Genomic DNA, 21,694 nt, shown 5'->3' on the forward strand with positions numbered 1-21,694 from the left:
GAAAAACAAAAGGCGGCATTTTTTGCCGCCTTTTTTTGCGCCCGAAAAATCGGTATTTACACAGTCTGCCGCGCCCGCGCCGCAGCGGAGCGACTAAAAGAGCGCGCAACGCGCGAAATGACGCGAAAATTTAAGCGCGGCGGACGGGCGGAATTAAAAGGTTTTGCCGTTTTTCAAAAGCTCCCAAAAAATCTTGGAGCGCGAGGCGAAGACCCTGTCGTTTTCGGCGATTTCCGACTCCGCCGCCGCGACAATTTCGGAGGGGATTGCGCCCGTTTCGGCAAACGCCCTGCCCGCTTCTACAAAAGAATCGAGTATGCGGCGCACGCGCGCCGAACGCGCCCCTAGTGCGCCGAAGTAGGGGGTTTCTCCGCGCCTGATGTCGGCGGCGTATTCCATGTTCATGGAGTCCGCGATGGCGGCGTAGGTTTTGGAGAGCGCGTCGAACGACGAAATCCGCCCCGACGCCGCGCCTATTGTTATGAGCTTTTTGCGGACGGAGGCGGCAATGCACGCGCAACGCCCCTTTTCGGCATCGTAGGCGTATCCGCGCACGAGCGGGAAGCACCTGTCGAAGAACGCCTTTGTCTGCGCGCTCATGGAATAGAAGTAGACGGGGCTTGCGCACACGAGCGCGTCGGACGCGGCGAGGGTTTCGAGAAGCCCGCGCATGTCGTCGCGCAAAGCGCAGACGCCGCCGCTGCGGACGCAGTGGAAACAGCCGAGGCACGGCGAAATTTTAAGCGAGGTCAAATCGGCGTCGAAGACCTCCGCGCCGACGCCGCGAAGCCCGCGGACGAAGAGGTCGGCAAGCCGCGCGGTCGCGCCGTTTTTGCGCGGGCTTCCCCTTACGACAAGAACCTTCATTTCGCCTCCGCGAGCACGAGCGTGCCCGACGCCGCGACTTTCCGCCCGCTCGAAATTTCGACCGAAAACTGGCGCAAAGCCCCGAACGATTTTGCAAGCTCGGCGCGAATCGCAAGCGTTTCGCCCGCATGCACCACGTTTGTGAATTTCACGTTGTTCGAGGCAAGGTAGAACACCCGCGCAGGCTCGGTCGGCTGAGCCCCGCCCGCGGCGTCGAGGGCCACGATAATCCCGCTCGACTGCGCCATTGCCTCGACCATCAAGACCCCCGGCATAATCGGGTTGTCGGGGAAGTGCCCCTTGAAAAACGGATATTCGGGGTCGAGAAAAAGCCTGCATTCGACGGATTTCCCGCGCTCGTACGACTCCACCGAATCGACGAACAAAAACGGTTCGCGCTGCGGCAGATATTTTTTTACTTCGTCTTTTCCGAGAATCATTGGGGCATTATCGCCCGCCGCTCCCCGCCGCGCAAGACTTTTCGGCGCGGATTTCCGCCACGCGCTTTGCAATCATGCGCTGGGCGGCGGCGCAAAGCGCGTCGGCGTTGCGGTAGTCGGACGGTTTCAGCACGCCGATTCCCTCGACGGTATACGACGCCATGCGCGGCGGCAAAAGCCCCTTCTGGTCTTTCGAAAAAAACGGCGAATCCGCAACGACGCACATCGCAACTACATCGCAGCCGCGCTCGTACGCGAGCTTGAACGCAAGGCTCTTGAACTCGCCAACGCGCCCCGACTTCGAGCGCGAGCCTTCGGGAAAAATCAGGTAGTTTTTGCCCTCCGCAAGCAGCCGCTTCGAGCGTTCGAGCACATAAGAAAGCTCGGCGCGCACGGAGGCGTCGGACGCCGAAGCCCAGCCGATTTCGATGAAGTCGAAGCACTTTACAAGATACCAAATTGCGAGGATTTTCCCGTACTTGTTTTTCAGCAAAACCCCCGCGTCGGGAATGAGCGCGAGCGCGTACATGGGGTCGAGCAGCGTGCCGTGGTTGCATACGAACACCGCGCCCTTTCGGCGGAACAGCTCCGCGCCGCGCACGCGCGAAAGCCCCACGAAGCGCAGCGGCGACGCCGCCGTTATGAACATGAAATGCAGAAGCCTGCGCAGGCAAAACGACATAGCCGCCGACCGCCTCTTCGCGGGGCAAAACAGCGCAACCGGAAGCGTTGCGACGACGAAAACCGCGTTGCAGACGGCGTAGAGAAACGCGCCGAAGGAAATCCAAAACTTCCAGACGGCGGTTTTTGCGGTGGCTGTTGCGCGTTCAAACATAGTCTTGACAAGTCAAACCTACGGAAAATATCATTTCAACACAATTCTATGAAAAAACCTATTTACATTGCACTGGCGGCACTCGCGCTCGCGGGAGTCGTATTTACGTCGGGCTGCTCCACGACGACAAGAAGAAACAGCGAACAAATGGCGCAGGCGGGGCAGACCCAGCTGGCGTTCCAAAATCTCGGCGCGTCGAAAGCCTCGGTGCGCGACGCCCTGCTGACGTCGCTCACACTCCGCAAATGGAGCGTGCTCTCCGACGGCGACCCGATTGTCGCGCAAATCTCGCACGGCGGGCAGCTCGCGAAAATTTCGGCGGCGGTCTCCGACGGCGGAATCGTGTTCGAAACAAAAGGCTCGAACATTAACGGCAGCCCGTATGTCCCGATTCGCTATGTGGACATGCTCATGAAGACCGTCCGCAAAAACCTGAAATAGGACGGAAATTCACCTTTCGGAATCCGCGGGCTTGCGCCTGCGGATTTTTTTGTAGTACACGTTCGCCGAAATATGGAACACCGCGAGCACCGCGACAAGCGCGACAAACGCCGCGTATTTTTTCGCGCCCTCCTCCGACATCGACGATGCAAAAAAATTCATAGCCCCCGCAATCGCCCCCTGCCCGATTAGGTTGACCGACATGTACAGCGCAAAGCCCGTGTGCATTCCCCCCAAGACGACATTCTGAACCCAATACGGTATTCCGGGGACTACCCTCACGGCGAAATTTACGTTGAACATTCCCGCGCCGCAAGAGTCGGAGGCAAAGGGAATTTTCCGCAAAAGCCCGCGCAAGAGGGAGTCGGGGAAAAAGAAGCGTCCGAGCGCGTAGCCTATTGCCGAGCTTATCGCGAGCACCGCTGCGCACACGCCCCAGCCGAACCAGAAGCCGAACGCCGCCCCAGCGAGCAGATAGCAGAGCGAAAGCGGAAAGCCGAACGCGCAGCCTACCGACATCAGGCAGAAAAACAGAAACGCGCTGTCGGAATGCGCGCGCGCGACGTCGCCGACAAGCGAGAACAGTTCGCCCCAGCCGATGAAAATTTCGACCGACGCGACAATCGCTGCCGCCGCGCAAATTTTGAAAATGCCCGCCTTCATTCGAAACGCCGCGCGCACGCGCGACAAAACAAAAGACAAAGCACGCAAGCCGCGAACGCAACAAGATTTTTGTTTCTTTTGAAAAAAATCGTGCGATAATCCGCGCCATGAACGAAAAGACGAATGTCGTAAGAGTTTTGGAACGCGCGAAAATAGATTTCGCGTTCCACACATATTCCACTACGGGCGCGATTAGCGGAGTCGAAGTGGCGAAGGCTATCGGCAAAGACTGCTCGCGCGTGTTCAAGACGCTCGCGACGGTCGGGAAGTCGAAGCGCAATTTCGTGTTCGTCATTCCCGTGGCGAAAGAGCTTGACCTCAAAAAGGCGGCGGCGGCGGTCGGCGAAAAATCGGTTGAGATGCTCAAACAGAAGGACCTTCTGCCCACAACGGGCTACGTCCACGGGGGCTGCTCGCCAATCGGCATGAAAAAGCAGTTCGAGACGGTCTTCGACAGTAGCGCGGAGGCGTGCGAAACGATAGTGTTCAGCGCGGGGAAAATCGGCTACCAAGTCGAGCTGCCGCTGGCGTCGCTTTCAAAGGTGCTAAAATACAAAACGGCGGACATCACGACGGACTGAAAAATTCCCGCGCCCCGCAAAAAAACGCCGTTCGGAGTGATCCGCGCGGCGTTTTGCGTTTTCGGAAAAAGGGAGGGAATTTAAGCTTTCGGAGAGTCGGGCAGAACCTCGAATTCGGCGTCGGCAACGGTTTCGCAACCCGCGGCGAGGGCGTCGAGCTTCGCCGTCTGCAAGTCTGTAATTTTCGAAACAAGCTTTACTGACAGAACGCAGTAGGCAATACCGAAAGCAAACCCTGCGAACGACGGAACGAAGTTCATAAACAGGAACATCGCCCACCACCATTTTACGAGCTTCATGGCGTCGTCGGGCGCGTTGTAGGGCTTGGAATTTGTGGCGAAGAGAATCTGCTTCATTGCGATGTAGGGCATGAAATAGTTTAAAATCGGGATAAGATTCCACGCGACAGTCCACGCGGGCGTCATCATGAACGTCTTTTTGCCCGTTTTTGCGTTCTCCATAAAGCCGTCTTTGTTGAATAGAAACTTGTTCTTTGCGGCGGCGTGCAGCCACATCAGGTAGAACACAGCGCAGCAAAGCAAAACCGCGGCGAACGCGAGCATGCCCACGCCCGCAACGATAGCCCAAAGCGCGGGCGGTTCGGGCATGAAGCTGATAACAAGAACGCAGGGAAAGGCGAGAGCGTAGAGCGCGGCGCTTGCCCACAGCAGTTTTATTGTCCAGCCCGCCCTGAACGAAAGTTTCAATTTGGAGTCGGAGATTTCTTTTTTTTCCATGCCAAAATTATGACAGACGCGGCGGCGAATTGTCAATTTTATCCAAAAAAAAAAAATTTGACGCGGGCGGGAATGCGCGGTAGTTTTTTTTGCGTATAAGGCTAATATATCATGGGTAAATTCATAAGGACATTCTCCGCGCTCTGCGCGGCGGTTTTAACTGCGCTTTCGGCGGTCGCGGCGCAACAGCGCACGCCGAACCCCGTAAAATACGTTTTCCTTTTCATCGGCGACGGAATGTCGATTCCCCAGCGCATGATGACGGAGGAATTTCTCAGGCTAAACAACAGGGAGGGGCTTCTCATCAACGCGCTCCCCAACAACGCAATCACGTACACGCGCTCGGCAAACTCCTTCATTACGGACTCCGCCGCAAGCGGCACGGCGATTGCGTGCGGAACGAAAACAGACAACGGGAAAATCGGCGTAAACCCGAAGGGCGAAAAGCTTGAATCGGTGGCGTACGCGGCAAAAAAGGCGGGAAAGAAAGTCGGGATAATCACGAGCGTTACAATCAACCACGCGACCCCCGCGGCGTTCTACGCCCACAACGACAGCCGCGGCAACTACTACGAAATCGCCCTCGACATGCTCTCGTCGGGCTTCGACTTTTTCGGCGGCGGCGGCGTCAGCAAAAACGACGACAAAAAATCCAAATCCTACAAGGGCGACATCTACACGCTCGCACAAAACGACGGCTGGCGCGTGTTCCGCAACGGAACTCTCGAACAGCTCGCGACGCTCAAAAACGGCGACGAAAAGCTCATGTTCTTCGCGGCGGACAAAGCCATGCCCTATGCAATCGACGACGATTCGGGCGTTAGAATCGCCGAAATCACAAAAAAGGCGATTGAGGTTCTCGACAACCCCAAGGGATTTTTCATGATGGTAGAAGGCGGCAAGATTGACTGGATGTGCCACGCAAACGACGCCGCCACGGTTCTGCGCGAAGTCGTCGATTTCGACAAGGCGGTGCGCGTAGCGTACGAATTCGCGAAAAAGCACCCCTCCGAAACCCTTATTGTTGTTACGGGCGACCACGAAACAGGCGGGCTTACCCTCGGCTTTGCCGGCACGGGCTACAACTCTTACATAAACCTGCTCGACAACCAGAAGTGCTCGCGCGAGCGGTTTTCGGAAATGCTTTCCGACGCGCGAAAGCAAAACGAAAAGCTCTCGCTCGACGATATAAAGCCGCTCATCACAAAATGGCTCGGGCTGAAATTCGAGGGCGACCCGAAAGCGGACAGGCTTGTTGTAAACGCCGCGGAGCTTGAATCTCTGCAAAGGTCTTTCGCCGACACGCTCGCGAAAAGCCCCAAAGCCGCCGACAAGTTCGGACGCGCCGCGACGATGGTTCTCGACAACAAGTCGGCGGTTGCGTGGACTTCGGGCGCGCACACGGCTCTGCCCGTAAGCACGACATCGTTCGGCTCGCAGTCGGAAATCTTCAACGGAACTATCGACAACACAGACATCTCGAAGCTGCTGAAAGAAGCGGTCAAATAAATGGCGTCCGCAAAAAAAGACGTTCTGATGTCGATAATTTTCGCCGTGCTCTGCGCGGCGATTTTTATGTTGCCGTCGGTCGAGCGCGAAAGCGAGGGCACGAAGGAAAGAGCCGTCGTGCTTTCGGTGGACAACGCGAACATAATGTCGGTCGGGCTTATCAAACAGGGCGAGCAGAAGCTTGAAGTGGAGGTGCAAAGCGGCAAATTCAAGGGCGAAAAATTCGCGGCGATGAACGTACTTCGCGCGCAGATGGACCTCGACAAAATCTTCGAAGTCGGCGACGAAGCCCTTGTGGGAATTCCCCACGGAGCGACGCCGCAGGGCACTACAATCAACGCGCAGGACCACTACCGCACGGGCTGGACTTTTGCGCTGCTGGGAATCTTCGCGGTGCTGCTGTTCGCGTATGCCGGCGCAATCGGCGTGAAGGCGGTGCTCTCTTTCGTGTTTTCGTGCGCGGTAATCTGGAAGATTGTAGTTCCCCTTTGTCTGCGCGGGATAAGCCCCATTGCGGTGTGTCTCGGCGCGGTCTGCGTGCTGTCGGCGGCGATAATTTTCCTTGTGGGCGGGCTTACGCGCAAGGGCTTTTCGGCGTTCGCGGGAACGGTGTCGGGAGTGCTGGCAAGCTGCATCACGGGCTGGATTTTCGCGGGGCTTTTCAAAATCAACGGCGCGGTTATGCCGTACTCGCAGGCGCTGCTCTATTCGGGCTACGAATTTCTTAGCCTTCCCGACATCTACATAGGGGCGATTTTCCTCTCGTCGTCGGGCGCGGTGATGGATTTGAGCATGGACGTTGCGGCGGGCATGGACGAGCTTCTGCGCCGCAATCCGAATCTTTCGCGGAAAAAGCTGATGGAATCTGGCTTCCGAATCGGGCGGGTAGTTGTGGGCACGATGACGACGACGTTGCTGCTCGCCTATTCGGGCGGATACCTTACGCTGATGATGACGTTTTCGGCGCAGGGCGTTTCGCCGACGGACTTCATAAACAATCCGTATGTCGCAAGCGAGTGCGTGAAGACGCTCGTAGGCTCGTTCGGGCTTGTGCTCGTTGCGCCGTTTACGGCAATCGCGGGCGCGTTCATTCTCAAAGCCGACGCCCGCAAAGCCCGCGCGTAGCCCGCGCGGTTTCCGTTTTCGCCGCCGCGCCTAATTGCTTTACTTGCGGGCAAAATTCTGAAATGCTTTACGCAAAAATATCATGCACACTTTCGACAGAGAATTGATGAACACCCAGTTCCTAATCAGCATTGCGGGCGACGACTTCGAATACGCCCGCAGCGCGGCTCTCGACTGCTTCGCAGAAACCGAGGCGCTGGAACAGATTCTTAGCATGTACCAATTCGGCAGCGACGTTTCGTGCATAAATTCGTCGAACGTCGGCGACACCACGCCGATTACGGAGGAAACCGCCCGCTGCCTGAACCTCGCGTTCGCGGCGTCGGCAATGAGCCGCGGGGCAATCGACGTCTGCATGGGCGAGTTTTTCCTCAAAGCAAAGCGCGGCCAAACCCTGCCCGCGCCCGAAACTCCGCGCCGCGGAAAATTCGAATTCGACGCCGCGCACTTTCTCGTCAAAAAAACTTCGGAGGGAAAAATCGACCTCGGCGCGGTCGGCAAGGGCTTCGCCGTTGACGAGGCCGTCGAAAAGCTCGTGAATGTCTGGGAGATAAAAAGCGCGTTCCTGTCTTTCGGCGGGAGCAGCATCTACGCGTTCGGCAAAAACGGCGACGGCAAAGCGTGGGAAATAAACCTTTCGGACTCCGTGAAAATTCCCGTGGAAAATTTCGCGGTGGGAGCGTCGGGAACTTCGGTGCTCGGCGCGCACATAGTCGACGCCCGCACGGGCAAAGTGCCCGAAAACCAGCCGTTCAGAACGTGGGCGTTCTGCGCGAACGCGGCGATAGCCGACGCTATGTCTACGGCGTTCATGCTGCTCGACAAGTCCGAAATCGCCGAAATCTGCGTCGCCGAAAACATTTCGGCCGCGATACAGCAGACGCCGGAATCGGAAATAGAATTTATAGACTGACGCTCAGTCAAAGTCGCCGAAAAGCGCAAGCCAAACGCTTCCCGCGGAAACCGCCGCCACCCTGTGGCGGACATGCCGCCGTATGACGAGCCACTCGCCCGCCGAAAGTTCGACGCGCCGCCCGTCCGCAAATTCGAGCGTCGCCGCGCCCGAAAGCAGCATGACAAACTCGTCTTCCGATTGGTCGTACCACTCTCCGTTTGTGTACGCCTCGGAGCGTATGCGCTCAACCCTAAACCCGCCGCGCCCGCGCAAAATGGTTTCGACGGTTTCGGGAATTTCGGTTTTTGCAAATTTGAAAATATCGCGCTTCATATGAAAAACGGTTGCGCCGCGCCTCCCGCGCCGACGCCCAAGGTCCACAAAAAAGCCCCGCATTGTTGAATGCGGAGCATTTTGAAATATCCTTGCGGATTGGGCTTATTTCGCCTTGAACGCCGCGCCGGGCTTGAATCTTACGACCTTGCTCGCCTTGACCTTGATCTTTTCGCGGGTTCTCGGATTGAAGCAGGTGCGAGCCTTGCGTTCAACAACGGAGAACGTGCCGAAGCCGATGAGCTGGAGCTTCTTGTTCTTCTTAACGCCCGCCTTGATGGCTTCGATAGTTGCGTTGAGAGCTTTTTCAGCGCAGGCTTTCGTGGCGTCTTTGCCGAGAATTTTCTGAATTTCTTCGATGAGTTGCTGTTTGTTCATATCTTTTTTTGTTTGTGGTTTGAGATAAAAGTCTACCGAATAAACGTAGAAATATTGCCCAATATCAAGAGACCCGCGCTCTCAAAGCTCCGTAAAAAAGCTTTCGCCTTTTTAAGCGGACTCTCGTCAAACTTGAACCCCTTAACGCCACCCAATGTAGGTATTCATTTTTACAAGTCAACATAAATTTCCGAAAAATGCGGCAAAAAGACGTCCGCAAACCCGCTCGGTGCAAAGGACGGCGGATATTTTGGAACGGGGCGGCGGAAAAACTTACGAAATCCGCCGCGCCCCTACCACATGAATTCCCTCGCAGGTTTTTTGCCCACAAGCTCCATTTCGCCGCGTCCGCATGATGTCCGCGCCGAATATGCGGCGAGGGCAAGCGCCCAAAACCTGTCGGCGTGCCCGTCCGCGCTGCGCTCGGCGCGGAACACGACGCCCCCGCCCGACGCCTCCTTTTTCACCGCGTGGAGGTCGGCGGCGATTTCGAGGTCGTCGGGAATGCGGATTGTGCCGTTTTCGAAATGCGTGCGCAATGGGTAGGCAAGCTCCTCCTTGATTCCCCGCGTGAACGACACCCCCTCTATGCGCCCGCTCCCGTAGCGTTCGGCGGCGCGTTCGGCGAACTGGCGTCCGAGTCCGCTTCGGTCGATTGCCGCGCGGCGCAGGCGCGGAAGTTTAAGGTAGCCGTGCAAAACCGCCTCCTGCTCGGAAAACGGAGTGTCGCGGAATACCCTGACGTCGCGGGTGAAGAGCATTTCGCCGCATTTTTCGAGAAGCCAGAACACGGTTAGGTCGCGAGTGCGCCCGACGTCCACGCCAAGAAACAGCAGGCTGTCGGGCGAGAGCGTAGCGCGCCAGTTTGTGTCGGCGGAATAGGTGCAGCGGCGGATATTGTCGTAGTCGAGAAACGCGCCCTTTTCGTCGGCGGGGCAGCACATGTACTCCTGCATGAAGCTTTCGGTATCGGCGCAGGAGTTTTTTATGTAGTCGAAGTATGCGGCTTCGTCCATTTGCATTACCTCGCTGTCGGGCGGCAGCGACGCCTTGATTTTCCGCAGCAGCCCCTGTTCAAGCGCGTCTTGGAGCGTTATGCGGTGGAGCGAAATTTTCTTCGGGTTGCCGCCGTACCGCGCTTCGTCCACAAGGCGGCGGAAGAAGTTTTCGCCCCCGCGGTGCGTCGAGATTATTTGCAAGCTGCCGCCCCACGTTATGCCGGGGTAGGCGACGGCGTAGAGGCGTTCGGGGTCGGGGTGGAGGGCGAATTCGTCGAGCACGCGCGCGCCGCGCTTGCCCGCCTGCGCGTCGGGATTCGACGACAGCGACCATATCCGCGTGCCGTTCGAAAACCCCAACGAGCGCGAATCGGAGCCGTCCACGAGCGAGCCGCCCGACGTTTCGGAAACGGCGACGTCGAGTATTGCGGCGAATTTTTTGCAGTCGTCGATGAAGAGTTTTGCCTGCAATTCGTCGCGCGAGCTTACCCAAGAATCGTACTTTGCCGTCGGCAGACAGTGGCGGCGCACGAGTTCGTAGGCGGTCGTCCAGCTCATGCCGATTTGCCGCGACTTCTCCATGAGTTTTATCCGCGAGCGGTCGCGAATCCACGCGGTCTGGTACGGAAGAAAAAACGGCTCCATGCTACATCATTTTCAGTTGCGACTCGATTTTCGAAAGCGTTTCCTCCGAAAGATCCGCCGACGGCTGCGGCGCGTTCTCCGCCCTCCCCGCGACTTTCGCCGATGCGAGTTTCTGGATTATCCCCGCGACTGTGTTGAAGTCGGACACGCACAGTTCGGACGAGTTGCAAAGGGTGTCGAAGACTATCTCCCAAAGCAGCGCGATTGACGCGTCGCGGGCGTCGAGCGGCTCGTTCGGCGCGACGGCGTCCGCCTCCGCCTTGGCGCGGCGGATTCTTTCCAGATGCGCGGAGAAATCCGAAGCGGCGGCTTTCGGCAATGTTTTTTTTGTTGCGCGTTTTGTTGTTGCCGTCTTCTTTACGGCTTTCTTTGCGGCGGGTTTATCGAGGGTTTCTTCCATGCTAAAAATCCCCCGATTCAAGGTAGTCGCGCCCGTCGGGCGAGAGCTTCGCGCGAATGTGCGCCGCCGAAATTTTCGAGCGCGAAATCTCCACGAGGTTTTTTCCGCGCAAGTATTCGAGTACCGCCGCGATGTCGCCTTCCTCGAATTCGAAGCCCGCGAGTTTTGCGCCCGCCGAAAGGGTCGGCAACGGCAGGCTTGCGGGAGACGCGGCTTCGAGCTGCATCAGCAATGAGCGTCTGAACAGAAGTTCGTCGCGCATCTCAGATTTCCCCCTTCATTTTCAAGACGATTCTGTCGGTCTTTGCCGAAAGTTCGGCTATGCGTTGTCCCGCTATTTGTGCCTGCGCGATGAGTGCGCTTATGTTTTGGGCGTTCTTGCCGACCAAGTCGCGCGTCTCCGAAAGGCTGCGGGCGTGCTGTTTTTGCACGGCGCGGGTCTCCTCCCGAATTTCGGCACGCAGGGCGCGGAGGTCGCGCACAGCCTCGGAGATAGACTGCATTGTCTCCTCTTTGAGTTTATCCATTTGCGCGTGCGTTACGTATGTGAGTTTGGGGTCGGGTCGCTCCGAGTGTTGTTCCCTGATTTTTAAAATCATATAGTATGAGCCAAGCAGCGATGTCAGGGTTATCATCGCGGTGCCGAGCATTGTTGCGTTTTCGGTATCCATAACCCCACATTCTATTCCCTCCCCGCCAAAACTACAAAACAACTTTGGAAATTTTGGCAATAACAAGGCTGCAGCCTTGACGGCAACAGAGGGGGCTTGCCGCCCCCAAAAGGCGGTTTTCGCTACCACGAAAACTCCCGCCTGTCCCCCCGCTGAACGCGAGCCGCGGACGCAAGGTGTGCCAGCCGTTGGAGCTTCGGGCGCAAGCCGCGCCGGTCGGGTCTTGGGGCTGCGCCCCCAGGGGTGGATTTCGCTTTGCGAAATTCACCACCCACTCCCCCCGCAGGCTGCAGCCTGCACGGCGTCGGAGCTTCGCTCCTTTCTGTGATAACTCGGCGCGGCTATAACCGCGCCTTTCCCCGATTAGTTCGTATTGCCTACGGCAATTACTGGCATCTGTACGCAAACCACGGTTTAGTTATTTGTTCTGTATACGACAATTTACTGATGTTGGGAATAGTGAACGCAAGAGAAGAAAGTATTTAAAATTGACGCGCGGGGAACTTGATGTACTGTGAATGTGTATGAAAAAATTATCTGTGTGTTTATCAACCCTTGCGGCGGCACTCCTCTGCGCGTGCTCGACCTGCGAAGACAAAAACAACTGGCAACCGCTCTTCGGCGAAAATCTCGCGGAAGCCGACTACAACCCCGCGGTGTGGTCGCTCTCTCCCGACGGCGTTTTGAGCGCGGAAAAAGACGAAATCATTTTCTCGAAAAAAGATTGGGAAAATTTCGAGCTTGAACTCGAATTCAAAATTTTCAAAGACTCCAACAGCGGAGTGGTCGTCTATTGCGGCGACACAAAAAAATGGATTCCAAACTCAATAGAAATTCAAATTGCCGACAACGCAAAATTCCCGAAACCGCGCACGACTTGCGGCTCGGTATACGGCTTCGTTCCCGCCGAATGGGATACATCGTTGCCGCTCGACACTTGGCATAAAATGAGAATACGCTGTCAGGGAAAAATCATAGACACTTGGCTCAACGGCAAACACGTCTCGCACATGGATATGTCGAAATGGACGGATAATAAAACAAACCCCGACGGCTCGCCAATTCCGCCGTGGCTCGCAAAAAATAAAAAAGCGGAAGCGCCGACAGTCGGCAAAGTCGGGCTCCAAGGCAAACACGGCGACGCCGGCATAAACTTCAAGAATGTGTTAATCCGCCCCCTTTAAGATAGATTGAAAAAATAGACGCGCCTTGCGCGGATAAAAAAAGCGGAAATCCCGAAACATGGAATTTCCGCTTTTTTGCAAACCCAACTTTTATCCCAACGCAATCTAAAAATCTTCCGCGCTCCGCGCTGTAATTTTAGGGGCGTCAAAGTGCCGTTCAGGCGGTGGCTTTCACGCACAGACAGGGCGCGTGGCGTACGCAGGAATCCGCAAACATTAGGCGGCTCACTAACCAAACAACTCCACTTTTCTCCCAGCGCAATCTAAAAATCTTCCGCGCCGTGCGCTGTAATTTTAGGCATGTCAAAGTGCTTTCATAAGGGTGGCTTTCCTGTACGCACAGGGCGCGTGGCGTACTTATCGTACGCGAGCGGTCTGGGCGTACAGGGAAACGCCCTTAGGGAAGTGCTTTCACATGCCGTGTATTTTTGGGTTGAAAATGGCCGCCCCTTGTTCATTATTTGCGCGATTATGATAGACGTAAAAATTCTCAGAGAACGTCCCGACTTCGTTAAGGAAAAAATCGCGCTCAAAAAATTCGATTGCGACATCGACGCAATTCTCGCTTTCGACGTCGAAAGACGCAAGGCTCTCGTGGCTTTCGAGGAAGCCCGCAACGCCCAAAATACCGCAAGCAAGGCAATGGCGGAGCTTCCGAAAGGCTCGCCCGAATTTAAGGAAAAAGTCGCCGAAATGAAATCGGTTTCGGCAAAGGTCAAGGAGCTTCAGGCTGTCTCCGACGAAATGGAGAAAAAATGGAAGTCGATGCTGCTTACTATCCCGAATATTCCGGACGACTCCGTGCCCGTCGGCAAAAGCGACAAGGACAACGTTACGGTCTACACTTGGGGCGACATCGACAAAATCAAGAACGCAAAGCCCCACTGGGACTTGCCGTTCTTCGGCGAACTGCTCGACTTCCAGCGCGGCGTAAAAGTTACGGGCGCGGGCTTCCCGTTCTATGTGGGCGACATGGCGCGTCTTGTGCGCTCGCTGCTTGCGCTATTCCTCGACGAAGCGCGAAACAACGGCTACCGCGAGCTGATGTGCCCGATTATGGTAAACGCTGCGAGCGCGACCGCCACGGGCCAGCTGCCCGACAAGGAAGGGCAGATGTACCACGACGCGCAGGACGACTATTACATGATTCCGACCGCCGAAGTTCCCGTTACGAATTTCTACCGCGACGAAGTTTTCGAAGAATCGCAACTGCCGATTTACGCGTGCGGATACACGCCGTGCTTCCGCCGCGAGGCGGGCAGCTGGGGCAAGGACGTGCGCGGTCTCAACCGCCTGCACCAGTTCGACAAGGTTGAACTCGTAAAATGGGTGCACCCCGACCGCGGCATGGAAGAGCTTGAAAAGCTCCGCAAGGACGCGGAGGGAATACTCCAAAAGCTCAACCTCCCATACCGCGTGCTCGCAATCTGCACGGGCGACATCGGCTTCCCGCACGCAAAGCAGTTCGACCTCGAAGTTTGGGCGGCGGGCCAGCAAAAATGGCTCGAAGTTTCAAGCTGCTCCTGCTTTACGGACTTTCAGGCGCGACGCGCAAACATACGCTTCAAGCCCGCCGACGGCGGCAAGCCGCGCAACGTCTACACGCTCAACGGGTCGGGGCTGGCGATTCCGCGAGTGCTCGCCGCGCTTCTTGAAAACAACGTGCGCGACGACGGCAAGGTCGAAATTCCCGAAGTGCTCCGCAAGTGGTACGGCGGCGAAACAATCGGATAATAACGCATACGGCTCGAAATGTTCGAAGGACTCACGGAAAACCTCTCCAAAGCCCTGCGCAATCTTCGCGGTTTGGGTAAACTGACCGACGAAAACATGGCGGAGGCTCTCGACGAAGTGCGCAAGGCACTTCTGTCCGCCGACGTGCATTTCAAGGTGGCGCGCGAATTTACCGAAAAGGTGAAGTCGCAGTGCGTCGGGCAGGAGGTAATAAAATCCATTACCCCCGGTCAACAGGTGATAAAAATTATCGCCGACGAGCTTGAAAAACTCCTCGGCGAAGGCTCTACGGAGCTGTCGCCTATCCGCCCGCTGAAAATCATGATGGTGGGCCTGCACGGGTCTGGCAAAACGACCTCTTCGGCGAAAATCGCGGGGCTTCTGAAAAAGCGCGGTCTCAACCCCGCGCTCATTGCCTGCGACGTCTACCGCCCCGCGGCAATCGACCAGCTCGAAGCCCTCGGCTCGCAAATCGGGGTGAAGGTCTACGCCGACAGAAATTCGAAAAACGTCCCCGCGCTCGCGGAAGCCCTCGAAAAGCGTGCGGTCTCCGACGGCGCAAACGCCGTGATTTTCGACACGGCGGGCAGACTGCAAATCGACGCCGATTTAATCGACGAAATCGTGAAGCTCAAAGCGGTCGAAAACCCGCAGGAAGTGCTGCTTGTTGCCGACGCCGCGCTCGGTCAGGAGGCGGTGAACGTGGCAAAAGCGTTCAACGAGGCAGTGCAAATTACGGGAGTTGTGCTCACGAAGCTCGACGGCGACGCGCGGGGCGGCGCGGCGCTTTCAATCAAAACGGTTTCGGGCGCGCCGATTAAGTTTGCGGGCACGGGCGAAAAACTCGGCGACATCGAAATTTTCCACGCCGACAGAATGGCTCAGCGCATTCTCGGAATGGGCGACGTCGTAAGCCTTGTCGAACGGGCACAAGAAACGATAGACGCCGAGGAAGCCGAAAAAATGGCCGAAAAACTCCGCAAGGCGGAATTCGACTTGGAAGACTTCCTCTCGCAAATGCGGCAAATAAAAAAGCTAGGCTCGATGGGCAGCATTCTCAAAATGATTCCCGGAATGGGCGGCATAAACGTGGGCGAGCGCGAGGAAAAGAAAATGCGCCAGACAGAGGCGATTATACTTTCCATGACGCCCGCCGAACGCCACAACCCGAACATCATAAACGCGCGGCGCAGAATGAGAATCGCGGCGGGTTCTGGAACGCAGGTGCGCGACGTAAACGCCCTGCTCAAACAGTTCGAGGGCATGCGCAAAATGATGAAAATGATGCGCGGCGAAAAGGGCAAACGCCGCATGGCCGGCATGATGAACGCCATGCGCAGGCGCGGAATGTAGCGGGAAAGCCGCGGGAAAATCCGAAACATTTCGGCGTCCGCGCGGACGCCGTTTTTTTTGCGCCCGCGCAAACCGAAAACATACCATTTTTCAGGGCGGATACCATTTATTGGCGTTGCCAAAAGGCGCGGCAAAAGTTAAAATCGGCAGACAACAAAAACAAAAAAAGGAAGCACTCGCATGAAAAAACACACATTACTGCTCTGCGCGGCGGCGCTCGCGGCGCTCGCGTTTTCGGGCTGCAAGGAGGACAAAAACTTCGTCGGGGTATCGAAGACCGACTGCCGCTATCTCGCGCTAAAAGACGGCTCCACCTATATTCCGATAGGGCTGAACTTCTGCTGGCCGCCGAATGCGTGGAACGGCAAAGACGAAGAAAAAACGCTGAAAGAAGTGGAGGAACAGCTCGAAAATCTCGCAAAAAACGGCGGCAATTTCGTGCGAATCTGGATTAGCGCGGATTTCACAGAACCCGAAGTCGCCGAGGGCATCTACGACGAAAACAAGGCAAAGCGGCTCGACAGAATCGTCGAAATGTGCGCAAAGCGCGGAATCAAGGCGAAGATGTGCCTGCAACATTTCAGGCTGCTCAGCGGCAGAACGCCGTCGCACGGGGTCTCCGACAAGCACTACACGCGCAAAATCTACGACAAAAAGTTCGGCGGAAGTTTCGCCGACTGCGCCGATTTCTGCACAAGCAAAGAGGGAAAGGCACTGTTCGTCAAACGCATGGATTTCTTCGCAAAACGCTACGCGGACAACCCGACGATTTTCGCATGGGAACTGTGGAACGAATTCGACTGCGTGCAAATGCCCAAAGACCTCCATGTGCCGTGGACTGTCGAAATGCTCGGCGAGCTTCGCAAGCGTTTTCCGAACAACTTGGCGACCCAAAGCTGGGGAAGTTTGGCGGGCAAGCCCGACACTATTGAAAGAGAGCTTAAAGACTACTATCAGATTCCGCAGGACGACCTCGTGCAAGTCCACCGCTACAATCTGCCCAACGACGACATGCCCGAGGTTGAAGGGGCGCAGGACGTATGCCTGTCCACCGCGCTCGAGCGCGTCTTTGCGTTCAACCCGCAAAAGCCCGTGCTGCTTGCCGAAACGGGGGTCGCGCTCCGCTACTATATGGGACGCTCGCCCGAGCACGACGCCGACAAGGAGGGCGTGATTTTGCACGACACCCTTTTTGCGCCGTTTTTCGCTGGCGCGGCGGGCCCGGGGCACATCTGGTATTGGGACGTTTACGTGCAAAAAAACAACCTATGGAATCATTTCAGGCTGTTCAAAAATGCGATAGACGGCTTCGACCCCGCCGCCCAGCATGCAAGGCCGTTCCGAGCCGACACTCCCGAACTCCGCGTTTACGGGCTGAAAGGCGAAACGAAAACAATCCTCTGGTGCAGGGACAAAAGCTCCGACATTCACTCCGAACTGCGCGACAAAATTCCCGCGAAAAAATTGTCGGGGCTGAAAATAAAGGTCGGGAGCGGATACTCGAAAGCGGAGGCGTATTTCGATTGGACTGACAAAACCGCCGAGCTGAAAATCGAAAACGGAGAAATCGAGCTTCCGAAATTCAAACGCTCAATCACCGTAAGGCTCGAAAAATAGAGATAAAAACCTTGCGAAAAAGAACGCGCCGCGTGTTTGAAAACATTGCGGCGCGTTTTCGTTTAAGCCACAGAGCAAAGGCGGGCTAAGCCACGCAATGCGAAAATCTCCGCCGCCTTGCGCCAGATTCGAACGCCGAGGCGGCGCGGGCGGAAAGGCGCAGAGTTGCCCTCCGTTTTCAAAACGAGCGAAAGTCTGTCTGTTGCGTCCCCCGCGCGTCGCCGCAAAAAACGCGGGCTTGACCGCGCCGCGCTTTTCGGCTACGAACAATGCACCATGCGCATAATTTTGTTTGCAAAACTGCTTGTCGCCGCCGCCTGCGCGTGCGCGGCAGGCTCCGCTTCCCCACAAACCCGCGACTTCGGCGCGGAAAAGCTTTCCGCGTATGTCGACAAATTCAATGCCGACGACGACGAGCTTTACGTCAACACAATCCCCAATTCGGAGGCTAAAAAGTTTCTCGCCGAAAATGTCCCGACGCTCGACACGCCCGACGAGGCAATCGACGCAACCTATTATTTCAGGTGGTGGACGTTCCGCAAGCACATCGTGAAAACTCCCGAAGGGTACGTCATTACGGAGTTCATGCCGAAAGTGTCGTGGGCGGGAAAGTACAATACGATTGTCTGCCCCGCCGCGCACCACATTAGGGAGGCGCGTTGGCTTGCCGACGGGAAAATCGCCGCCGACTACACAAAATTTTGGAGCACTGCCCGACACGCAAGGTCGTACTCGTTCTGGTATGCCGACTCGGCGCTTGCCCTGCACTCCGCGCGTCCCGACCGCGCCATGCTCGAAGCCCTCTACCCCGCCCTCAAAGCAAACTACGCCGCTTGGGAGAAGTCGCACCGCGACCCCGTAAACGGGCTTTTCAAGCAGAAAGACTTGGCGGACGGAATGGAGCTTTCGATTGCGGGCGCGCTCAACGCCCGTTGGGAGGGATACCGCCCCACGATTAACTCCTACATGTACGGCGAATGCGCGGCGTTGGCGGAAATCGCGAAAATCCTCGGAAACGCGGGCGACGCCGAGCATTTCGGGCAAAAAGCGGCGGAGCTTAAAAAATCAATCAACGAAATGCTGTGGAACAAAAACCTGCGCTTCTATGCGGTCATGCCCGCAAACGGCTACACGGGCGACCTCGCCGACGTGCGCGAGCTTCACGGCTACACGCCGTGGTATTTCGGCATTCCGCCCGAAGAATATTCCGACGCGTGGCGGCAGATTCTCGACCCCGACGGCTTCAAGGCGAAGTTCGGGCTGACTTCCGCAGAGCGGCGCGACAGGCGTTTCAGACTGAATTACGTCGGGCATGAATGCCAGTGGAACGGCCCCGTGTGGCCGTTTGCGACGTCTATTACGCTGACGGCGTTGGCGAATTTTCTCGGCGAATACAAAAGCCGCCCCGTGTCGAAAGACGACTTTTTCGACGCGCTCAGAACCTACGCGAAATCGCATACGCTGACGAAACCAGACGGCAAAAAAGTATTCTGGATTGACGAATCGCAACACCCCGACAACGGCGACTGGATTACCCGCACGCGCTATGTCCGCGGCGGCGACAAGGTTAAAGCGTACTACAAGGAGCGCGGCAAAGACTACAACCACTCCACTTTCGCCGACATCGTAATTACGGGGCTTGTCGGGATTCGCCCGACGGCGGACTCGACGCTGAAAATCAACCCGCTCGTCCCCGACGGCTGGAAGTACTTCCGCCTCGCAAACGTGCCCTACAAGGGCGCAAAGCTCACGGTTTTCTACGACGCCGACGGCTCGCGCTACGGCGAGGGTTCGGGCTTCTTTGTTGTCGCCGACGGAAAGGTTTTGGCGCGCGCCGACAAGCCTCAAAAAACGGAAATCGAAAATTTCCCGAAAGGCGAATAAACTTAAACGCCGCGCCGCCCGCGCCGATAAAACAGGCGTTATGAGAAAATTATCGGCTCTTGTGTTGGCGGTCGCAGCGGCGTTTACGGCGTCCGCGCAGGCGGAAAAATCCACGGCGGACTATTATTATATAAAGAATTTTGCGGGCATAGGGGCGTCGGCGACGCTGTATGTGTCGGCGGCAAAACCGCTGGCTATTTACTGCGACAACAACGTTGTGTGTTTCGAATGCAAAACGGTAGGCTCGGACGGCTCGTTCGGCGGGAAAATCCGCGTGCTCATGCCGCAGTGGCGCGCCGCCGCCTTCCGCGAAAAATACGCAAGACCCGCCACGCCCAAGCCGCTTTCGGGCACGATAAAAAAATACCAGTGGGGCGACGGAATCTCGACAATCGTGCTGTTCATAGAAAGCGACACCGCCGAAAAATAGCGTGCCCTTGCGCGGATTTTACGCGCGTGCGAAAGCCCAGCGGAAGCGTCGGATTTGCGTTTTTGCCGAGGCGGCGCGTTTTGTTGAGGACTCATGCAGGCGAAGTGAAATGCGTAATTGCCAAAGACATGCGCGGCGGTCGCGCGATAAAAATCGCCTTTAATTCCACAAAATCTCAAAATTTATCGGCGATTTTTAGGCAAAATTATTCTTGTATTCCGCAAAAAGTCAGGCAGTTTTCTTGGGATTGTTCCGCGCGCGGAAATTCGGCACGGAATCATCTTTATTCTATCCATATCTCGAAAACTGCATATGAACACAAAAAAAGCATTGTTTGCATTCGCGGCGGCGGTCGCGGCGTTCTCGGCAAGCGGCGTTTACGCCGACCTCCCCGCGCCAACGACGCCCAACCCCGGCCTTAAATACTACTATCCCCTTCCCAAGTCGGAAAATCCCGTAGAAAACGAATACGACATCGTAGTCTACGGCGGCACGCCCGCGGGCGTCGGCGCGGCTTTGCAGGCGCGCCGCATGGGCAAAACCTCCGCGCTATACGTTTTCAGAAGACACGTCGGCGGCATGACGAGCGGCGGCCTCACGGAATCCGACATCGGCAAGAAAAGCTCGCTCGGCGGCGCGGTAGTCGAGTTCTACAAGAGACTCGGCAAATGGACGGGTTTCCGCCCGTCGGACGCCGAAAGGGTCTTCCTTGAAATGTTGCAGGAAGCCGGCGTTCCCGTCTACTTCGAACACCGCCTCGAAAAGGTCGAAAAGAAAGACGGCCGCATCACGAGGCTCGTTTTCGAAAACGGAAATTCAGCAAAGGGCAAAATGTTCGTAGACGGCACTTACGAGGGCGACCTCATGGCGATGGCGGGCGTTTCGTACATGCTCGGCCGCGAAGACAACGAACGCTTCGGAGAAACGTACAACGGCACATATTTCTCGAAACACAGCCACCTGCCCCGCCACGCGGTAGACCCCTATGTCGTCCCCGGCGACCCGTCGAGCGGACTCATCGAGGGTGTTGCGGACTCGAAAGTAGACGTTCTCGGCAAGGGCGACAAAAAGCTTCAGGCGTACTGTTTCAGAATGTGGGTTTCGAAAAAAGACCCGCACATCGAATGGCAGAAGCCCGCAAATTACAGACCCGAACGCTTCGAGCTTCTCAAACGCTACGTCAACGGCGCGCCCTCGACGTTCTGGAATCTCAGATACAGCACGGGGCCCGTCAAGCTCAACGAAGGCGACTGCAACAACGCGGGCCCGATTTCCATCGACCACGTCGGCGCAAACTTCGGCTGGGTTGAGGCTTCGTACGCCGAACGCGAAAAAATCTTCCAAGACCACGTAGACTACCAAATGGGCTTCATGTTCTTCCTCGCGAACGACTCGTCCGTTCCGAAGGAACTCCGCGACCGCGTTGCGGCGTTCGGCCCCGCGCTCTCCGAATTCCCCGAAACAAACCACTGGCCGCACGAACTTTACGTCCGCGAAGGCCGCCGCATGCTCTCCGACTACGTGATGACGCAGGCGGACTGCCAGGGCAAGAGGGTTGCGCCCGACTCCGTTGGCTTGGGCAGCTACCAGATGGACTCACACCACATCGAACGCGTCGTCCGCGACGGCAAGGTCGCCATGGAGGGCGGTTTCGAAAAACCCGTGAGAATCGCCTACCCCATCAGCTACCGCAGTCTCGTTCCGATGAAGTCGGAATGCCAGAACCTCTTTGTGCCGTTCGCGCTCTCGGCGTCGCACGTGGCTTTCGGCTCAATCAGAATGGAGCCGAACGTAATGATTTTGGGTCAAAGCTCGGCTACGGCGGCGGCGATTGCAATCGACGACAACGTCGCGGTTCAGGACGTGGACTACCAGAAGCTCCGCGCCCGCCTCGTCAAGGACGGTCAGAAGCTTGACGGCTTCAAAAAATAGTCGATTTTACTCCCAGCGCGCCGATAAAAAATCGGCGCGTTT

Annotated in this window: 23 protein-coding genes; 12 read left to right on the forward strand and 11 right to left on the reverse strand. The window is 56.7% G+C overall.

Features of this window, described 5'->3' with window-relative positions:
- Positions 1-153: 153 nt before the first annotated feature.
- Genes P3B99_003235 through P3B99_003245 form a run of 3 tightly spaced genes read right to left on the reverse strand, consistent with a single transcriptional unit; the run spans position 154 to position 2,142 of the window.
- Complete coding sequence (locus P3B99_003235) at positions 154-867, reverse strand: flavodoxin family protein (GenBank protein WYJ08140.1); 714 nt, start codon at positions 865-867, stop codon at positions 154-156.
- Positions 864-1,307, reverse strand: a complete 444-nt coding sequence (locus P3B99_003240; GenBank protein WYJ08141.1) for a beta-hydroxyacyl-ACP dehydratase — start codon at positions 1,305-1,307, stop codon at positions 864-866. Before P3B99_003240 ends, P3B99_003235 begins: the two co-directional genes overlap by 4 nt.
- A gap of 7 nt (positions 1,308-1,314) precedes the next feature.
- Positions 1,315-2,142 (reverse strand): lysophospholipid acyltransferase family protein, encoded by an 828-nt coding sequence (locus P3B99_003245; protein WYJ08142.1) that lies wholly within the window; start codon positions 2,140-2,142, stop codon positions 1,315-1,317.
- 48 nt (positions 2,143-2,190) lie between these two features.
- On the opposite strand from P3B99_003245, the gene P3B99_003250 reads away from it, so the two are divergent.
- On the forward strand, positions 2,191-2,583 hold the full coding sequence (locus tag P3B99_003250; protein ID WYJ08143.1) for a hypothetical protein: 393 nt from the start codon (positions 2,191-2,193) through the stop codon (positions 2,581-2,583).
- Positions 2,584-2,592: 9 nt separating this feature from the next.
- Here P3B99_003250 and P3B99_003255 read toward each other — a convergent pair whose 3' ends face one another.
- Positions 2,593-3,246, reverse strand: coding sequence for a VTT domain-containing protein (locus P3B99_003255; protein WYJ08144.1), 654 nt, complete (start codon positions 3,244-3,246; stop codon positions 2,593-2,595).
- 107 nt (positions 3,247-3,353) lie between these two features.
- On the opposite strand from P3B99_003255, the gene ybaK reads away from it, so the two are divergent.
- Positions 3,354-3,827, forward strand: a complete 474-nt coding sequence (gene ybaK / locus P3B99_003260; GenBank protein ID WYJ08145.1) for a Cys-tRNA(Pro) deacylase — start codon at positions 3,354-3,356, stop codon at positions 3,825-3,827.
- Between the two features lie 80 nt (positions 3,828-3,907).
- Here the strand turns inward: ybaK and P3B99_003265 are convergent, their stop codons facing one another.
- On the reverse strand, positions 3,908-4,564 hold the full coding sequence (locus P3B99_003265; GenBank protein ID WYJ08146.1) for a DUF4328 domain-containing protein: 657 nt from the start codon (positions 4,562-4,564) through the stop codon (positions 3,908-3,910).
- Positions 4,565-4,675: 111 nt separating this feature from the next.
- Here P3B99_003265 and P3B99_003270 point away from each other — a divergent pair, with 111 nt between their 5' ends.
- From P3B99_003270 to P3B99_003280, 3 genes are all read left to right on the forward strand, one after another.
- Positions 4,676-6,073 carry an alkaline phosphatase gene (locus P3B99_003270; GenBank protein ID WYJ08147.1) on the forward strand — a complete coding sequence of 466 codons (1,398 nt, stop codon included), beginning with the start codon at positions 4,676-4,678 and terminating at the stop codon, positions 6,071-6,073.
- Positions 6,074-7,198, forward strand: a complete 1,125-nt coding sequence (locus P3B99_003275; protein ID WYJ08148.1) for a YibE/F family protein — start codon at positions 6,074-6,076, stop codon at positions 7,196-7,198.
- An 82-nt stretch (positions 7,199-7,280) separates the two neighbouring features.
- The gene (locus tag P3B99_003280; GenBank protein ID WYJ08149.1) at positions 7,281-8,111 is read left to right on the forward strand and encodes an FAD:protein FMN transferase; all 831 of its coding nucleotides are present in this window, start codon (positions 7,281-7,283) and stop codon (positions 8,109-8,111) included.
- Between the two features lie 3 nt (positions 8,112-8,114).
- On the opposite strand, the gene P3B99_003285 is transcribed toward P3B99_003280, so the two are convergent.
- The 6 genes from P3B99_003285 to P3B99_003310 form a co-directional block, all read right to left on the reverse strand.
- Positions 8,115-8,426, reverse strand: coding sequence for a cupin domain-containing protein (locus P3B99_003285; GenBank protein ID WYJ08150.1), 312 nt, complete (start codon positions 8,424-8,426; stop codon positions 8,115-8,117).
- A 105-nt stretch (positions 8,427-8,531) separates the two neighbouring features.
- A complete protein-coding gene (locus P3B99_003290; GenBank protein WYJ08151.1) occupies positions 8,532-8,804 on the reverse strand; it encodes an HU family DNA-binding protein in 273 nt (90 codons plus the stop codon).
- A 293-nt stretch (positions 8,805-9,097) separates the two neighbouring features.
- Positions 9,098-10,447 carry a terminase family protein gene (locus P3B99_003295; protein ID WYJ08152.1) on the reverse strand — a complete coding sequence of 450 codons (1,350 nt, stop codon included), beginning with the start codon at positions 10,445-10,447 and terminating at the stop codon, positions 9,098-9,100.
- 1 nt (position 10,448) lies between these two features.
- Complete coding sequence (locus P3B99_003300) at positions 10,449-10,847, reverse strand: hypothetical protein (protein WYJ08153.1); 399 nt, start codon at positions 10,845-10,847, stop codon at positions 10,449-10,451.
- Between the two features lies 1 nt (position 10,848).
- Positions 10,849-11,109: a hypothetical protein gene (locus P3B99_003305; GenBank protein WYJ08154.1), complete on the reverse strand. Its 261-nt coding sequence runs from the start codon at positions 11,107-11,109 to the stop codon at positions 10,849-10,851.
- A 1-nt stretch (position 11,110) separates the two neighbouring features.
- The gene (locus P3B99_003310; protein WYJ08155.1) at positions 11,111-11,518 is read right to left on the reverse strand and encodes a hypothetical protein; all 408 of its coding nucleotides are present in this window, start codon (positions 11,516-11,518) and stop codon (positions 11,111-11,113) included.
- A gap of 524 nt (positions 11,519-12,042) precedes the next feature.
- Here P3B99_003310 and P3B99_003315 point away from each other — a divergent pair.
- The 7 genes from P3B99_003315 (at position 12,043) to P3B99_003345 (ending at position 21,652) form a co-directional block, all read left to right on the forward strand.
- Entirely contained in the window at positions 12,043-12,702 is a 660-nt protein-coding gene (locus P3B99_003315; protein WYJ08156.1) for a DUF1080 domain-containing protein, read from the forward strand.
- Positions 12,703-13,173: 471 nt separating this feature from the next.
- On the forward strand, positions 13,174-14,436 hold the full coding sequence (gene serS, locus P3B99_003320; GenBank protein ID WYJ08157.1) for a serine--tRNA ligase: 1,263 nt from the start codon (positions 13,174-13,176) through the stop codon (positions 14,434-14,436).
- 18 nt (positions 14,437-14,454) lie between these two features.
- Entirely contained in the window at positions 14,455-15,789 is a 1,335-nt protein-coding gene (ffh, locus tag P3B99_003325; GenBank protein ID WYJ08158.1) for a signal recognition particle protein, read from the forward strand.
- Positions 15,790-15,969: 180 nt separating this feature from the next.
- Entirely contained in the window at positions 15,970-17,406 is a 1,437-nt protein-coding gene (locus P3B99_003330) for a cellulase family glycosylhydrolase (GenBank protein WYJ08159.1), read from the forward strand.
- A 276-nt stretch (positions 17,407-17,682) separates the two neighbouring features.
- Complete coding sequence (locus tag P3B99_003335) at positions 17,683-19,290, forward strand: trehalase family glycosidase (GenBank protein WYJ08160.1); 1,608 nt, start codon at positions 17,683-17,685, stop codon at positions 19,288-19,290.
- 40 nt (positions 19,291-19,330) lie between these two features.
- Complete coding sequence (locus P3B99_003340; protein WYJ08161.1) at positions 19,331-19,720, forward strand: hypothetical protein; 390 nt, start codon at positions 19,331-19,333, stop codon at positions 19,718-19,720.
- 312 nt (positions 19,721-20,032) lie between these two features.
- Positions 20,033-21,652 (forward strand): FAD-dependent oxidoreductase, encoded by a 1,620-nt coding sequence (locus P3B99_003345; GenBank protein ID WYJ08162.1) that lies wholly within the window; start codon positions 20,033-20,035, stop codon positions 21,650-21,652.
- Positions 21,653-21,694: the final 42 nt, after the last annotated feature.

The sequence above is a fragment of the Opitutia bacterium KCR 482 genome, from assembly GCA_029269845.2.
Taxonomy (GTDB): Bacteria; Verrucomicrobiota; Verrucomicrobiia; order Opitutales; family Intestinicryptomonadaceae; genus Merdousia.

Bases quoted from the DNA above. Each gene is read 5' to 3' on its own strand.
- P3B99_003235 (WYJ08140.1), bottom strand. From the start codon at position 867: ATGAAGGTTCTTGTCGTAAGGGGAAGCCCGCGCAAAAACGGCGCGACC.
- P3B99_003240 (WYJ08141.1), bottom strand. From the start codon at position 1,307: ATGATTCTCGGAAAAGACGAAGTAAAAAAATATCTGCCGCAGCGCGAA.
- P3B99_003245 (WYJ08142.1), bottom strand. From the start codon at position 2,142: ATGTTTGAACGCGCAACAGCCACCGCAAAAACCGCCGTCTGGAAGTTT.
- P3B99_003250 (WYJ08143.1), top strand. From the start codon at position 2,191: ATGAAAAAACCTATTTACATTGCACTGGCGGCACTCGCGCTCGCGGGA.
- P3B99_003255 (WYJ08144.1), bottom strand. From the start codon at position 3,246: ATGAAGGCGGGCATTTTCAAAATTTGCGCGGCGGCAGCGATTGTCGCG.
- ybaK (WYJ08145.1), top strand. From the start codon at position 3,354: ATGAACGAAAAGACGAATGTCGTAAGAGTTTTGGAACGCGCGAAAATA.
- P3B99_003265 (WYJ08146.1), bottom strand. From the start codon at position 4,564: ATGGAAAAAAAAGAAATCTCCGACTCCAAATTGAAACTTTCGTTCAGG.
- P3B99_003270 (WYJ08147.1), top strand. From the start codon at position 4,676: ATGGGTAAATTCATAAGGACATTCTCCGCGCTCTGCGCGGCGGTTTTA.
- P3B99_003275 (WYJ08148.1), top strand. From the start codon at position 6,074: ATGGCGTCCGCAAAAAAAGACGTTCTGATGTCGATAATTTTCGCCGTG.
- P3B99_003280 (WYJ08149.1), top strand. From the start codon at position 7,281: ATGCACACTTTCGACAGAGAATTGATGAACACCCAGTTCCTAATCAGC.
- P3B99_003285 (WYJ08150.1), bottom strand. From the start codon at position 8,426: ATGAAGCGCGATATTTTCAAATTTGCAAAAACCGAAATTCCCGAAACC.
- P3B99_003290 (WYJ08151.1), bottom strand. From the start codon at position 8,804: ATGAACAAACAGCAACTCATCGAAGAAATTCAGAAAATTCTCGGCAAA.
- P3B99_003295 (WYJ08152.1), bottom strand. From the start codon at position 10,447: ATGGAGCCGTTTTTTCTTCCGTACCAGACCGCGTGGATTCGCGACCGC.
- P3B99_003300 (WYJ08153.1), bottom strand. From the start codon at position 10,847: ATGGAAGAAACCCTCGATAAACCCGCCGCAAAGAAAGCCGTAAAGAAG.
- P3B99_003305 (WYJ08154.1), bottom strand. From the start codon at position 11,109: ATGCGCGACGAACTTCTGTTCAGACGCTCATTGCTGATGCAGCTCGAA.
- P3B99_003310 (WYJ08155.1), bottom strand. From the start codon at position 11,518: ATGGATACCGAAAACGCAACAATGCTCGGCACCGCGATGATAACCCTG.
- P3B99_003315 (WYJ08156.1), top strand. From the start codon at position 12,043: ATGAAAAAATTATCTGTGTGTTTATCAACCCTTGCGGCGGCACTCCTC.
- serS (WYJ08157.1), top strand. From the start codon at position 13,174: ATGATAGACGTAAAAATTCTCAGAGAACGTCCCGACTTCGTTAAGGAA.
- ffh (WYJ08158.1), top strand. From the start codon at position 14,455: ATGTTCGAAGGACTCACGGAAAACCTCTCCAAAGCCCTGCGCAATCTT.
- P3B99_003330 (WYJ08159.1), top strand. From the start codon at position 15,970: ATGAAAAAACACACATTACTGCTCTGCGCGGCGGCGCTCGCGGCGCTC.
- P3B99_003335 (WYJ08160.1), top strand. From the start codon at position 17,683: ATGCGCATAATTTTGTTTGCAAAACTGCTTGTCGCCGCCGCCTGCGCG.
- P3B99_003340 (WYJ08161.1), top strand. From the start codon at position 19,331: ATGAGAAAATTATCGGCTCTTGTGTTGGCGGTCGCAGCGGCGTTTACG.
- P3B99_003345 (WYJ08162.1), top strand. From the start codon at position 20,033: ATGAACACAAAAAAAGCATTGTTTGCATTCGCGGCGGCGGTCGCGGCG.